Source organism: Croceivirga sp. ABH4_376, assembly GCF_056160685.1.
In genome coordinates, this window is the sequence record NZ_JBSWXQ010000001.1 from 122,340 (window position 1) to 137,560 (window position 15,221).

Sequence of the window (15,221 nt, forward strand, 5' to 3'; positions counted from 1 at the left end):
TCTAAAAATTATATTTAAACGGTTTTAAATGGTAGGTAAACCCTAAGTTAAAAGCATTAGAAAAGAAGTTTTCTATAGTATAAAATTCAGCCCCTGCACTTACGGTAAAGTATCTTCCCAAATTGGCATTTAAATTAGCTAAATACCTTTCAAAATTTGGCTGATTCTGATTTTCATAAAAATAAGTTGCGCTGCTATCCAAGTAAAATTTGCCGTCTTGTTTACCAATAATAAGGTGTACTCCCCCACCGCCAATAAAACGTTTGTCTGCTAACCAATACGGAAAACCATCTCTTTGGTCCTTACTTGCAATACCATAAGATGCTTCTACTAATGGCCCCATTTGCCAATTAGCATTTGCATCTAAAACATTATAAGTAGTTCTTGCCGTGCCCGTAGCCATAAAAGCAGCATCAGTAAAGTAATTACCCTCAAGGTTAATCACTTGGGTAAGTTTGGGCATTAGCATTAATTCATTATAACTTTCTACGGTTGCCATATAAATTCCACGTACATATCCGGGTCCTGTAGGGACCGGGTTAAAACTCAGTTTATTGCTATAAAAATTCTTCTGCTTAGCAAAACTAATATTGGCAGCAGCGTGGAAAAATGTATTGTTAAAGTTATCCCCTTCTATCCTTGCACTTAAGGTTAAATCGTATTCCTTATTCCTATCGTTCTTAAAGATATATTCTAAGCCCAGTAAGTTACGCTCCTCATTATCTAACGTATCTCCTATAAAATTGATAGGGTACACAAAACCCCTAACACCAGCCAAAGCATGAATATTATTTTTTTTGTCCCTAAGATTATACCCCCCTTTAAAATTAAGTACGGTTGGGTCTAATCTATCATTCATAGAGTTGCCCTTAAAAAAAACATCGTTCCCCTCTAAAAGTCGCTCTTTAGACCGCAATCCTGCTTTGGTATTATCACTAAATAGTTTAGGATACTTACCAACCAAGTACATCTGTTCTTGGGTGGGCAGGTATTCTATGTTTTTATTGATTTTACCCCGTAATTCAATGTAGTTTTTTCCACTTGCAATTTCGTTAGTTATAGTTGCTGCGCTGTTTAAATCTCCCGTGTACATTAATAAGGTAGCCATATGGTAACGCACCTCGTTATCCTCTGGATATAAATCCATGTATTCTTGATAGATACGTTTCATTTTGGTGTAGCGTCTAACCTCGTAATTCCAAGTAAGCAAATCTTTAACGGGTACTGCCGTTGCGCAGTCTGTCCATGCTAAAGCTCCTTTGTAATTTTCTCTATTACCAAAGAGAATCGCTATTTTATCAGCGATAGGCACCAGTTCCTTTGCACAATATGATTTATTTAAAAGTTCCGCATAAGCCATCTCCTCATCGGTTCTAATTAAAATACCGTAATATTCCGCTGGGTTAGTTTCTTTTAAGGCCTCAAAACGTGTAGATTTTAAAAACCAAAAATCTTTAGTCTCCTTATCTATAGCTTCTGAACAGTACGCCCAATCCAAGGCATTGGTATAATCTAAAACATCTGCATAATACCAAGCCAATTCTGTTGCTATATCCCTGTAATTTTCTTGGCATGGTTCAATACTTGCCAATACCGTATTTAAATCGGCATCTTTATTGTCTAGTAAAAACTTTACATATGCTTTTTGGTGTTCTGCACTTCCAGAAACTTTGCTTAATTGTCTATACGCTTCTTTAATATTTTTAAGGTTGCCCTCTGTGTAAAACACGGCAATGTATTCCTTTGTAAAAGCTGTACTGCCTTGTTCTGCTTTAAGCATTCTATCAAACCAAAGTTTCTGTACGGCCATGTTATTATACCCATGCTCTTTACCAATTTGCAGTACGTTATGTAAAAAAGCGGCATCTTCAGAATTTTTAAAATAGGTATCAAAATAATCCCACATGCCTTCTTGTCTGTTGGCGCCTAACATAAGGTCTGCATACTTTTTCCACAGAGAGGCCGTCAATTTATTACCGGCCGTAACATGCTTTTCCAGCTCTTCCGCTGCCTTTCCATATTCCCCTGTGTTCACCAATTTTTCTAATTTCATGGTTAAGGGCAAAAACTGAAATTTAAAGTCTTTAAAGGTTTTTCTTTCTGCCGTAACTCTAGCAACAACTGCAGCATCTTCTTCTCCTGTCTTCGCTTTTAAGTGGCCTACAGCAATAAATGGGTCGTGCGTTTTTATTTGGTATAAATGACCGTTTAAAATAGGAAGTTTTGTGAACTCTAAAATGTTCCCTGTTAAATCTTGCTCAAATTGTGATGCCTTCTCTGTTGGTACATAAGCAAACCAAAGATGCTCTGTTTGTTCTTGACCATAACTATCTGAAAATACCATATGTACCCCATCCTCGTCTGTGTGTTCGTATTTTGCATAGCGCCATTTAATAGTAAATTCAGAACCATCTTTTGCGGTAACAAAGCGGGTATACGGGTATTTACTTTTAAATGAAAGTAGTTCTTCTTCAAAAGTTTCATACAAACCTTTTTTGCCGTCCTTAGTTCGCCAGGGTAATTGATTAGCATTTCTATAGGTGTAATGACCACTTGTCTTTTTATTAGAACCATCTGGTATTTGAAAAACATCGTCTGGATGCAAAAAGTGATTCCATATTCCAGTGAATAAAAACAAAGAGTGTATTTCCACTTTTAAGTCGTCCGAAATTTCAAAACCACTACTTATCCTTGGATAATCAAAAAAATGGGGATTCCACCTATCTGGATCAAATTCCCTATTACTACCTCTATCAAAATCTCCAAAATACTGACTCTGCATGTACCTTAAAGTAGGGAAGGCTTCTTCTAGTTTGGCCAAGCCAACACTATCTATAACATTAGATGGGGGAACGTAAGAGACTGGCAGCGTACCAAATTTTGCCGTTTTCCATTTTTTTTCTGCAGAATTCAAAGCCGTTACCATATAGTCTTGATTGGGCCATTCTTCTTTGGTCAAGGAAACATGGTTATAACCATGTAAACCCAGTTCATGACCATTTTTTAGTAACTGCCTACCAAACCAATTACTAATTTCTTCTTCATAACCACTACGTTTAAACCTGTTAGCTTCCCATTCTGTAAAAATAAAAGGAGGCTTTACATTGTAATTGTAATCAAAGGCTGGGTATGCCGTGTACTTAAGTTCTAACCTTTCTGCTAAAGCTAACATATCTGGCCACCATACATCTGTAAAATATTTAGACATGGTTATGTTCTGATTAGTATTTACAGGTTCCTTATAAATATTATAAACAGGCGCAGGGAAATCATCTAAATGCACATTGGCTACATTAGAAACAGGGTAAGGCATCCCTTCTAAACCTAGCAGCAAACTAGAAAACAATACACCTCTAGAAACCTTGTAGAAATTATCGTCTGTATTGTGTACAATTACTTTTCCTTTACCAATCTTATGTTCAAAAATTAAAGGGTAAGCTTTATTGTTTTTAGCGGTAACCCAAACTTTTATATCGTCTTTAAAATTATCTGCCGCAAAACCATTATGTACATAATTTAAACCAGGATGTACTTTTCCTTTACTTTCTGGAAATAACTCTTCTTTTAAAAAATAACCTTTAGCAGATTGGTCTCTATTTAATTTGTACGTAGGATCCATACCCATTAAATACGCCATGCGTTCATCTGCATTTACATTTACCAAAAAGAGACTACCGCCTCTGGCAACAAATGCATGTAAGGTATCTACAGCTCTTTCATTTAACTCAAACGAGTTAGAAACGCATAGTAGTTTTACAGCGGCAGGTATTTTTGCTGTTAAGTTAAATTGATTGGCACCAATTGTGGTTAATGGTAATTTAGCATAGTCCGTAACCTTTGCTAAGTTGGTATAGGTATTGCTCTTTTGGCCAATATAGGCTAATACAGGATTAGTATTATTACGTTTAACACTACTCCAATCTTTTTGTAAATCTTTACCTGGTTGACAACCATAAACCAATACCAAAACAAGACATAAAAACTTAAATCCCTTGGTCATAATTAAATATCATTTCGTTAATGCTACTAAGATTAGGCGCATTGATTATTTCTAAAACTTTTAAATGTTCTGTTTCGTGGTAGGTTCTTACGGCGCGTCCTCTAGCTTTAAGCTCCTGAAGTAACGCCTCTATACCAGCATACGCTTCTTCTTGCGTATGAAACAGTGATTCTGAAGTTTTCTCTTTAGTAACCACAACAAAAACACTTTCTGGTAGAATCTCATCCTCTTTAAATTCTACCGCATCTCCCAAAGCTTTCTTGGCATAAAACACCGAATCCCTTTGGGCATAATTCGTAATAAACTGTTGATGTGATAAGAACAAATGTTCTTTTTGCGCTAGTTTATATCCGTAGTAATTGTTTACTACGATGTAGCTATTCTGAAATTGATTTCGGTACAACTTGTCATACAGGTTAACAATTTCTTTTTTTACTGCTCCTGTTTTAGCGGTAGTAGTATTAGTTGCATCTACCATAAAGGTGGTAATGGTTAAACAAGCTAATACTACAATTGTACTAATTCTTTTAATTTTTACCCAAGAGGTTTTCTTAAGTAAAACCATATCTAACATGCGTAAAACAGCGTATAAAGAAATTGCAAACTGTATAGGGTAAAGAACCATAAGTGCTTTAAAGAATAAATCAATATCCATCCATTTAAAGCCCATGACACTAATATTAAATGCCAATAAAAAGAAAATGGTAAACGATAGGTTAGGCCCAATATTCTTTTTATTCAACCTTAAAAAAACAAGTACTAATAACCCTACACCTGCCGTAATTTGGTAGAGTAATAATAGCGTATTAAAATCTACCAATATAGTTGGAAAGTAAGAATACGTATCTACACTCAATATATTACTGGTAAAAAACGAATAAACATCAATTTCTCTAGCATAGCATACCAATAACTTTATACCTACCATAAGTAGTACCGCGAACAAATACGCTAAAACACTTTTTACTATAAACTTTTTATTCTTTCCAAAATCTACCAGGGATGCCACCAATAGAATTGGCATTAACATAAAGAGCACGTAATAATTAATCAAGGCAACGGCACCGGCCAATAAGAACTGTACCAAAAAATACTTTGCCTCAAAATGTTCAATCTCCTTTGGTTTACACAGAAAAACAAAAAACATAAGAGCAAAGAACAAGCCTAAGTAGATAGGAGAGTGCTCCATTACAACATTCGGGTTTACTGGTAATAAATAAAAAACTGAAGTAAAAAACATTGTTCCTACAAACGGCAATCTCCACCTAGACCCTGTAAAATTTGCTATGAGATAAAAAATAACCGCACAAAGCATAAAGGCTTCTATAAAACCAAAAGTATACAGCGCCATCTCTTTACTTATACCCGTTAGTTTTGCATATACGTTAACTAGTGCCAACTCCCCTACCACACGGTAGTCATCTATAAGCCAAAAATTAGCGTCAAAGTTTTTTACTATATCTAAAGATTCTAACCAAGATTTAGATAGGGTGTAACTATCTAAATCTACATAACCAAAACGCATAAGAATAGCTACAAAACCAATACTTAATAATAACAATGTAGGCTTATGAAATTGTTTTGGTAAATAATTCTTAAGTTCTTTCTGCCATATTTTTTTAAAACTACGTTCTCTTTTTTCTAAGAAAATAAAAAATGTAATCAGCATACGCCTTTTTAGATTTTTATCTTTTCCTCTAGGATTTATTAAAGAACCAATTTTGAAGTAACTGTAGAAAGAAATTCCAAATAATAATAGGATTAGGGTAAATGTACTGTACATGTTCAATTGTACTAAAACAAACATACCCAGTATTAATGAAGCCCCATATATTGCGGTTCGTCTTACAAAATAAGAGTAGGTATAATTTTGTAAATGCTGCCTTACCGCAAATTGATGCACTATCAATAGGCCTAATAACAATAGGATAAGTCTAAATGGCGCTATTAAAAAATTATCGAACATTGGTTACGCTTATTAATTATGTTGATTTAGGGCGATGTTGCTAACAAAATAAGATATTGGCAGTCCCTTTAGTCGCTGGTGAACTTGTTGTACCATTGTTTCTTCTAAAGCATACTCTACTGCCAAAACTTCTACCTTAAAATTCTTTTTAGCATCTAGAAGTTGTTGCTTCCTTTTATTAAAATCTTGCTGATCTCTCAATCGATACACTTTTTCTTTAAAGTCGTAATCCGTAGCTACAGATTCCACTAACACCGTGGTTATAAGTTGATGCGTTTGTGGCAATAGATCCAATCCACCATTTTGAACCCACATTTTAGGCTTCGCCTTTTCATTTATGGTATGGATTAAGTATAAAACCTCATCCTTCAATTCTGGTAAATCTCCCCAAGCACCAACGTTATCCATGGTGTCTAGAAACAACCCATCGAATCCCTTTTGTAATAGAGACAATCCACGTTCTTTCATAAGGCTCAGGGCTTGGTTGTTTTTTAGGTTGATGTAGCAACTGCCCCAAGTTTCATTTTCTCCCATGGTGTACGGTGCAAAATTTTTATAACCTGCATCGTCCTTACTTATTTCCGTGAAGCTGATGTATGCCAGCACCAAATTGCATTTTGCCTTTAATGCTTTTACCTCTTGTGCATTGTATAAGCTTCCTTCTACAATTAATAACTTTAGATTATTAGGTAGCAACCCTGGATTTACCTTTGCATAACTCACCACAAAATCTTGCTGTGCTTTGGTTTTTGTGCTCCAGAGACCCGCCATACTCAAAAAGGTAATCATTAGTATATTTTTTTTAATAGGCCGCACTGTAATGAAAGTCTAAACGATTAAAAAAATTGTGTAGATGTCTATAGGTAATCACGGTAAAAACTATTGCCCCAAGCAACATACCGTACACACTTAAATCGTGCGTAAACGCCCTGCTTAAAACAAAACCAATACTAAAATTTACCAAAGTTGCAATGCCTAAAGCGTGTAAACTAGGCCTTACTACATTAAGCGTAAACATATAAAGTACATTAAGCATGCCCCAGCTTAAGAAAATATAGCCCAAAGCACCAGCAATGGAAACATGCATACTTGTAGTAGCCAACTCCTCTCCAAACTTGGCAATATAACCCCAAGGTTCTGTCACTAAAATGTAGATAACCACGCTAGAAATAATTGCAGTAATCCAAAGAATGAGAATATGGCTGCGATACAACTTCTTAAAGTGACTGCCAAAAACTTTTCCGTTGGTAGCAGCTAATCCTTTCTGGTTTTGGTCTAATTTTTTACTAAACTCTGCAATTGCATATTCCCCAACACCTACAAGAGCAAAAAACATTAGAATGGCCAGATCCATACCAATTTCATAATTTTTTTCGTACAACAGGGGGAACTTAAAATTATTGGCCCAATTAGCAGACCAAGCAATTATACGGTCCATAAAAACAAAGACGTACAACAGTATTCCATAAAAAAAGTAAGGATAATTGTTGTAAAACACTTTTATCTTAGACGGACGCTCATATTCTCTTTTATCTGCACCAATTTTTTGTCTAAAAAAATACCAGATAAATGTAAGATTAAAGGTGATAGCTGCTGCAAGCCCTAAAAAATGACTCACATAAACATGTACCTTAAATACTTCGTGTAATACTAAGGCTACTATTGTGGCCAAAGTTATAGTAATGGTTACCGCCCATCTTTTTTTAAGCGGATAGAATGGCGCAATAGTTAATAACAAGGTGGCCAGCATAAACGTATACCCACACAAAACCATCATAAAGGATAAAGGAAACAGATGTAGCAGAAAATTGGTTAAAAACAAAAAGAGCACCCCTCCTAAGAAAAGTTTGACTCCAGTTTGGGTATAGGAATATATGAGATGTCTTGTTTTGGCGTATTTTTTATGCTCCCAATAGAAAAAAGCCTGTCTACCCATTAATTGTACAAAACCACCAGAGATTATAAAACCAAATATTACGCCTAGCACTACAGCGGTAGATTGTACAATATTAAACTTAAGATAAGTCCAAAGGGAATAGTTAAAATAAATAATAGCGAATACCTGAATAAAAATAGGCAACAAGTAAAACAAACCAAGCCCGTAATATTTAGCAAACCAGTTTAATTTCACTTTAGAATAATCGTTAACTGGCAAGTAGGTCTCTGTTGCTTTTTCTTCCTTTTCCGCAGTATTTTTAACCTCCTCCGCAGGCATCCCTAATATCTGATTGTAAATTGCAGACGCCAAATCTTGTAAGGAGTCAAAACCGTAATCTTGTTTTGTATCTTGGTTACGTATACCAAAAGATTCTAGTGCCGCATATACTACCAGTAATCCTTGGGGTTTACCTACTTGAGCAACTACTTTAGCGCTCAAATTGTTGTACCTGTCTACTGTGTCCATTAAGCTAACTGAATCTTTTTTAGGGGTAATCTTTCAATTTGGGAAACAGGCAACATCATAGATTTGTATTCTTTTGTAAACTGCGCAATAAACTGTTCAATAGTAAATAGTTCCAACACTCTTTTTCTACAGGCCTCTCCCATTTTTTTTCGCAGCGTTTCGTCTTTTAAAAGGGTAATAACTTTTTCTGAAACACCCACAAAATCCCTTGGCTTACATATAAAGCCACAAGCATCTGTTAAAGCTTCTGACACACCACCAACATCTGTGGCTACCACAGGGATACTACAGCTCATAGATTCTATTACCGTATAAGGAAAACCTTCAGAAATTGAAGTAAGGATAGAAATATCACCCTCCAAAAACAATGTTTCCGGTTTATTATGGAAACCAGCAAGTTTAAAATGGTCTTCTAACCCTAATTCCGAGATTAAACTTTCGCATTGTTCTGTATATTCTGGAACCGCATCTTTATTACCATACACCAAAAAAAGCACATTAGGTATAGATTTGCGTACTTCTGCGCAAACCTTTATCATGGTAATAATATCTTTTAAATCGAATATTCTTGCTGCTGCCACCACTGTAGGCCGTTCTTTTTTGCTGACATGCTTGGCAGGAACAAATTTTGATGCTTCTACCCCGTTATAGACAACATCTACTTTTTCTTTCTGCGCACCATAACGCAGCGCCCAATCTATATTAAACTTACTTACTGTCAAAATACGGTCGCACTCCCTATAGGTTAATCGCGTAAGCATTTCTGAAAAAACAATCAATAGTCTTTTCAAAAATGGGGAATAGGCGGTTTTGCTTATCGCCAACATACGTTCTCTAATAAAAACGCCATGCTCTGTAAGCATTGTTTTTGCGCCGTATTTTTCTTTATTCTTAATGGCGGGTATTATTCCAGTACCGGCAATAGTTAAGTGGGTGATAGCTGCTTTTGGTGGATCTATGGCCAAAGGGATTAAAAACCGATAAATTAACCGAATACCCATACTCATATCTTGTAAGGTAGCCTGGTTAAACTCTTTCTGAGGCCAAATTTTTGCTATGCAGTGATTAAAACAATTCCAAACAGACTCACTCCTTAAAGTAGATTTATAGTCGTAATTATTAAAAAACTGCCACATTTTAATAAAGGCCTGTTTAATAGCCTCCAACTCCGTATCCGTTTGTGCAAATGCTTTAAAGGTATTATTTAAAAAGACTTTAAAATGAGGTATAAATAAATTCTGGACGTTCTCATAGGTAGTCATTTCCCTACGCATAAGAATAGTCTTGTATTCTTCATTATAATCCACACAATCATGAGGCTCTTCTGGAGACCAAACCGGTATTTGCACTACTTCTTTAACAGAAGTTCCCAAATCATATATAGGTTCATATTCTACATCTGCGGTTAAGGCGTACAAACTAAAGTCAAAATCTTTAATGTTTTGGGTAAGGTAATGCGCCCATGTAGACACCCCTCCGCTTTTGTATGGGTAAGTGCCTTCTGTAACAAGAAGTATGTTCTTATTTTTTTTAGATGGGGAATGCATTGTTATTAGTTAATGGATTACAAAAATCCACCTGCAAATACCCAATAACAAAATTTTAGGATTATAAGCATATTACATCTACAAACCGCAAGTAGCGGGCTTATTTATAGGAAAAACACTAATCTTCAAAGAATTCAAAGGCATCGATGATATCCAAATAAACACCGTCGAACTGTGAAGAGAGGATTAAATTTAAATAAGAGTTTTGATTGTAAATAATGGTATTCTGCCAATCATCCTCCCAATATTTTACTTTAAAATTACCTGGCCAATTTGGATTCTCATCTGCCAACCAAATAGGAGGTTCAAAATCCCAATTATTATCCCAATAAAAACGATAATCTTCTGCTTCACCAATAGACATGTAAGCAATAACTTTACGACTACCCCCGTTTGCCTTGGTCTTTAATGCGGTTATATCTTCCGCGGTAAGTTGTTGTTCCGTCGCAAAAAATGCATCAAGAATTAAAACGTCATAGTTTGTTGCTGTAAGCTGGGTTAACCAATCCTCTTTTGTTTGTAAAGCTGCGTAGTTTAAATAAAACAAATGATTTCTAGCATCCATTAATTTTAAAACATCGTTTTCGTTCTCATTAGGTATAGCGTAAGCTTCCGTGGGTATCACATTTAATTCGCGCTCAGTAGCTACAAAATGAACAAACCCTTTTTCTTGGGCATTACTTATACTTGTATTTATTTTATTGTTGGTACGGCAGTAATCAGTCACCAATATGGCATTACCTTCTGCTTTAGACTTTTCTAAGTAGTTTAATAGATAGCTAGTTCTACTATTCCCGGTTGCCGAATTATCTCTGGGGTCTCCATACCAAAGCGATTCTTGCCCGTGACCATCTATAGCATTTAAATAATCCATAGCTAGCTCCCCATTTTCTGTACCATCTAAGGTTACTAATTCCACCCCATTTTGTGGAATAATGCTGAATTCTGGATTTATTTCTTTGGCGTAACGAGATATTTCTATAACAAATGCTCGCATTTCGTCCTTATAAAAGGTAGCATTCACAGGTGTTTCTTCTTCAGGTTTCTTTACTGCTTCTTCAAATTCTTGTGTGCCTTGAGAACAGGTAAGGAAAAAGACCCCCATCAATACTGAAAAAATAAAACCCCTATGTAGCATATCTATCATAAATTCAGCTTTCAAAGTTAGAAGCAAATTTTAGACCACAAATAGTTACACCATCAATATTTGTAGCCTAAGACAATGAAATACTTTAATATAACCACTATAAGTTAGTATCTACATTCTAAGTTGCTAACCCAGCCCCACATCTAACGTCATCATTATAACAAAACCAGCAATAAAGCCCATGGTAGCAATATCTGTGTATTTATCTTGTTGGGTTTCTGGAATAACTTCTTCTACAACCACAAAAATCATGGCTCCTGCTGCAAAAGCTAGTGCATAGGGTAAAATAGGCTCAAATGTTAATACTGCCCAAGCCCCTAAAACACCTGCAATGGGCTCTACAATAGCAGAAGCCTGGCCATACATGAAACTTCTTCTTCTACTTAAACCATGCCTACGCATGGGCACTGCTACGGCAAAACCCTCTGGAAAATTTTGCAATCCAATACCTAAGGCCAGAGCAACGGCACCACCAATGGTAGCTCCTTCAAACCCAGATGCCACCCCTCCAAAAAGTACGCCAACGGCCAAACCTTCTGGTATGTTATGTAAGGTAATGGCCAGTACTAAAAGAACGGTTCTATGCCATGGCGTTTTAATACCTTCTGCCTCATCAGTTTTGAAGTTAATGTGTAAATGGGGCAATACCTTGTCTAACCCAAAAATAAAAGCTGCCCCTAGCAAAAATCCGATTGCCGCGGGTATTACCTTAACAAAACCTTCGCCCGGACTCATTTCTATTCCTGGCGCCAATAAACTCCAAAAGCTAGCCGCTACCATTACACCTCCGGTAAAACCAAGCATGCCGTCCATGATGGAACGCCTAGGGTTTTTAAATAAAAAAACCAAGCCCGCACCTGCGGCGGTTAAACCCCAAGTAAATAGGGTAGCGTATAAAGCTGCTAAAATTGGGTCTATACTTTCAAAATAGGAGACAATTGCTTCCATTTAATTTTCTTTTTTAATGTATAGGTTATTTGCAATTTGGCTAGAAATATGTAGTTCCTTGCCATCTATTTTAACTAGTAAAGATTCATCAAAATCTTCAACATCAAGAACCTCAATAGTGTGCCCTAACGCTATTTGATTTTTATCTAAAAATTTTAAAAATGCGCTAGAGGTATCCTTTACCCCAACACAAATACCTTTTTGTTGGGTTGTTAACTCACTCAATAATTGTTTTTCCCGCTCATGAAATTCACCATCTTTTGTAGGTATGGGATCCCCATGTGGATCGTATTTAGGAAATTCTAACAATTCATCAATTTTGTCAATTAACTTCTCGCTTTTAATATGCTCTAATTGTTCGGCAACTTCATGTACCTCATCCCAAGTAAAATCAAGCTTTTTTACTAAAAACACCTCCCATAGCCTATGTTTACGAATAATGGACAGGGCAGTCTTTTTTCCATTGGCGGTTAAAGAAACACCTTGATATTTTATATAGTTAACAAGCGATTTCTCTGCCAGCTTTTTGGCCATATCCGTAACTGAAGACGGTTTGGTATCCATCTCTTCTGCCAATGCATTGGTACTAATGCTCTGCTCTTTATGGCCGCCTAAATGATAAATAGCCTTTAAATAGTTTTCTTCGGAACGGGTCATCAATTACTTTATTAGCATCTAATAATCAGTATTAAATAATCTCAACAACTAAAGGTTAAGAGCACAAAACAAACACTTTTTAGTTAATCCAAATATAATAGTACAGGAAATAACATCTTTGGTTTGAATTGACACAAAAATACATTTTTATTTATCAAATAGTATTTTTAGTTTTGTCTAAATTTAATTTTACATGAAGCAAAATCTATTTTTTGCACTTATCATATTATTCGCTACTAGTGCCTTAGCTCAAACCGCAACTGTTAAAGGCAGCGTTTTTGACAGGGAAGGTCCTGTACCATTTGTAAACATTTATTTAGAAGACAGCCAAACCGGGACCGCCACTGATGAAAACGGCAATTATATTTTAATCAATGTAAAGCCAGGAACCTATACTTTAATCGCTTCTGCGATAGGCTACCAAACTTTTAAAAAGATAATCACCGTAGCCAACAGAGAAACACTTACTTTAAATCTTAACCTTGTAGCGAGTGCACAAAATCTAAACGAAACAGTTGTTACCGGCACCTTAAAAGCCGTAAATAGAATGGATAGTCCTGTACCGGTAGAGGTGTACTCTCCTACTTTTTTAAAACAAAACCCTACCCCAAACGTTTTTGAAGCCTTACAAAATGTAAATGGTGTTAGACCACAGATTAACTGCAATGTTTGCAACACTGGAGACATCCATATAAATGGCTTAGAAGGTCCTTACACCTTGGTTTTAATTGATGGTATGCCCATTGTTAGCGGACTGGGCACGGTATACGGTTTGTCTGGTATACCCAACTCCCTTATAGATCAGATAGAGGTGGTAAAAGGACCGGCATCTACTTTATACGGTAGCGAAGCAGTAGGCGGTTTAATAAATATAATTACCAAGTATACCCCTGAGGCTCCCAGCTTTTTTGCCGATTCTTTTGGCTCTAGTTGGGGAGAGTTTAACTTAGATGTAGGCACTAAATTCAGCTTGGGCAAAAAAGCCGATGCTTTAATAGGATTAAATTATTTTAAATACGATACCCCTACGGATAACAATAACGATAATTTCACTGATCTTACACTACAAGACCGGATTTCTGTATTTCAAAAATGGAATTTTAAAAGGGAAAATGCCCGAATATTTTCTTTGGCCGGCCGCTTTTTTTACGAAGACAGATGGGGTGGAGAACTACAGTGGACACCAGAATTTAGAGGGGGCGACGAAATTTACGGCGAAAGTATTTATACCCGTCGTTGGGAGGTTATTGGAAAATATCAGTTACCAATAAATGAAAAAGTATTGCTTTCGGTTTCTTATAACGACCATCATCAAAATTCTGTTTATGGCAATGTGCCGTATTTGGCAGACCAAAGAATAGGCTTTGGACAATTAACTTGGGATAAAACCCTAGGTAAACATGATATTTTATTGGGTACTGCGTTACGATACAATTATTATGACGACAATACCCCTGCAACGACTAATCTTCAAGGGAACTTTGCAGATGAAATTTGGATTCCAAGTATTTTTCTTCAAGATGAATTCAAAATCGATCAAAAACATGCGCTATTAGGAGGTATCCGTTATGACTATGATAAACGTCATGGCAGCATACTTACACCAAGGGGCGCTTATCGTTACAAAATTACCGACAATGATATAATCCGGTTTAACTTTGGAACAGGTTTTAGGGTAGTAAACCTTTTTACGGAAGACCATGCTGCATTAACAGGGTCTAGAGAAGTAGTAATTACGGAAGAATTGAATCCTGAAAAATCCCTCAATTTCAACCTCAACTACCTAAAAAAGGTTTACATGGATAGCGGCATGTTCATTGGTTTGGATGCCTCATTATTTCATACCCGGTTTAGCAATCAAATTCTACCAGATTATGATACCGATCCAAACAAAATCATTTATGATAACCTAAACGGTAGTTCTGTCTCTCAAGGGGCGTCTGCAAATTTGGATATTGTTTTACCAAACGGTTTAAAATTCTTACTTGGAGCTACCTATCAAGATGTTACCAACAAAGAAAATGGTATTAAAAAGCAACAAATATTAACAGAGCGGTTTTCTGGAACCTGGAATGCTTCATATACTTTTCGCCAACTCAATTTAAGTGTAGACTATACGGGGAATGTATATGGCCCCATGCGTTTACCCTTGTTAAGTGAACTTGACCCTAGAAGCGAATACTCGCCTACTTGGAGCATACAAAACATACAATTTACCTTTAAAGGATGGACTAATTTTGAACTCTACACTGGTGTGAAAAATCTTTTAAATTGGACACCAAATAAAGGAAACCCCTTTATTATTGCCCGTGCCAACGACCCATTTGACAAGGACGTTCAATTTGATACTAACGGAGAGGTAATTGCTACGCAAGATAACCCCTATGCCCTAACTTTTGATCCAAGTTATGTTTATGGTCCCAACCAAGGTATACGTGGTTTTTTTGGCCTTCGCTATTCTATAAACTAATCAACTATTTATCTTATTGGTTTGCGCTTTACAATAAAAGATTTGCGCTAAAGGGCGCTTTACATAACCTAAAACCAATTAA

Annotated in this window: 9 protein-coding genes; 1 reads left to right on the forward strand and 8 read right to left on the reverse strand. The window is 36.2% G+C overall.

The window, feature by feature from the left end; genetic code table 11:
- Position 1: 1 nt before the first annotated feature.
- The 8 genes from ACXAGS_RS00500 to ACXAGS_RS00535 all read right to left on the reverse strand — a co-directional run bounded on the left by ACXAGS_RS00500 (position 2) and on the right by ACXAGS_RS00535 (position 12,669).
- Positions 2-4,000 (reverse strand): DUF2194 domain-containing protein, encoded by a 3,999-nt coding sequence (locus ACXAGS_RS00500; protein WP_474903633.1) that lies wholly within the window; start codon positions 3,998-4,000, stop codon positions 2-4.
- Entirely contained in the window at positions 3,984-5,966 is a 1,983-nt protein-coding gene (locus tag ACXAGS_RS00505; RefSeq protein ID WP_474903635.1) for a hypothetical protein, read from the reverse strand. Before ACXAGS_RS00505 ends, ACXAGS_RS00500 begins: the two co-directional genes overlap by 17 nt.
- A gap of 12 nt (positions 5,967-5,978) precedes the next feature.
- The gene (locus ACXAGS_RS00510; protein ID WP_474903636.1) at positions 5,979-6,755 is read right to left on the reverse strand and encodes an endo alpha-1,4 polygalactosaminidase; all 777 of its coding nucleotides are present in this window, start codon (positions 6,753-6,755) and stop codon (positions 5,979-5,981) included.
- Positions 6,756-6,768: 13 nt separating this feature from the next.
- Positions 6,769-8,370: a hypothetical protein gene (locus tag ACXAGS_RS00515; protein WP_474903638.1), complete on the reverse strand. Its 1,602-nt coding sequence runs from the start codon at positions 8,368-8,370 to the stop codon at positions 6,769-6,771.
- On the reverse strand, positions 8,370-9,917 hold the full coding sequence (gene pelF / locus ACXAGS_RS00520) for a GT4 family glycosyltransferase PelF (RefSeq protein ID WP_474903640.1): 1,548 nt from the start codon (positions 9,915-9,917) through the stop codon (positions 8,370-8,372). Before pelF ends, ACXAGS_RS00515 begins: the two co-directional genes overlap by 1 nt.
- A 118-nt stretch (positions 9,918-10,035) precedes the next feature.
- Positions 10,036-11,064, reverse strand: coding sequence for an endo alpha-1,4 polygalactosaminidase (locus ACXAGS_RS00525; RefSeq protein WP_474903642.1), 1,029 nt, complete (start codon positions 11,062-11,064; stop codon positions 10,036-10,038).
- Positions 11,065-11,190: 126 nt separating this feature from the next.
- A complete protein-coding gene (locus ACXAGS_RS00530; protein WP_474903644.1) occupies positions 11,191-12,012 on the reverse strand; it encodes a ZIP family metal transporter in 822 nt (273 codons plus the stop codon).
- On the reverse strand, positions 12,013-12,669 hold the full coding sequence (locus tag ACXAGS_RS00535) for a metal-dependent transcriptional regulator (RefSeq protein ID WP_474903645.1): 657 nt from the start codon (positions 12,667-12,669) through the stop codon (positions 12,013-12,015).
- A 193-nt stretch (positions 12,670-12,862) separates the two neighbouring features.
- On the opposite strand from ACXAGS_RS00535, the gene ACXAGS_RS00540 reads away from it, so the two are divergent.
- Positions 12,863-15,139, forward strand: a complete 2,277-nt coding sequence (locus tag ACXAGS_RS00540; RefSeq protein ID WP_474903647.1) for a TonB-dependent receptor — start codon at positions 12,863-12,865, stop codon at positions 15,137-15,139.
- Positions 15,140-15,221 lie beyond the last annotated feature (82 nt).

What these genes read in the sequence shown, in the direction of transcription:
- ACXAGS_RS00500 (WP_474903633.1), bottom strand. Translation starts at nt 4,000, where the DNA reads ATGACCAAGGGATTTAAGTTTTTATGTCTTGTTTTGGTATTGGTTTAT.
- ACXAGS_RS00505 (WP_474903635.1), bottom strand. Translation starts at nt 5,966, where the DNA reads ATGTTCGATAATTTTTTAATAGCGCCATTTAGACTTATCCTATTGTTA.
- ACXAGS_RS00510 (WP_474903636.1), bottom strand. Translation starts at nt 6,755, where the DNA reads ATGATTACCTTTTTGAGTATGGCGGGTCTCTGGAGCACAAAAACCAAA.
- ACXAGS_RS00515 (WP_474903638.1), bottom strand. Translation starts at nt 8,370, where the DNA reads ATGGACACAGTAGACAGGTACAACAATTTGAGCGCTAAAGTAGTTGCT.
- pelF (WP_474903640.1), bottom strand. Translation starts at nt 9,917, where the DNA reads ATGCATTCCCCATCTAAAAAAAATAAGAACATACTTCTTGTTACAGAA.
- ACXAGS_RS00525 (WP_474903642.1), bottom strand. Translation starts at nt 11,064, where the DNA reads ATGATAGATATGCTACATAGGGGTTTTATTTTTTCAGTATTGATGGGG.
- ACXAGS_RS00530 (WP_474903644.1), bottom strand. Translation starts at nt 12,012, where the DNA reads ATGGAAGCAATTGTCTCCTATTTTGAAAGTATAGACCCAATTTTAGCA.
- ACXAGS_RS00535 (WP_474903645.1), bottom strand. Translation starts at nt 12,669, where the DNA reads ATGACCCGTTCCGAAGAAAACTATTTAAAGGCTATTTATCATTTAGGC.
- ACXAGS_RS00540 (WP_474903647.1), top strand. Translation starts at nt 12,863, where the DNA reads ATGAAGCAAAATCTATTTTTTGCACTTATCATATTATTCGCTACTAGT.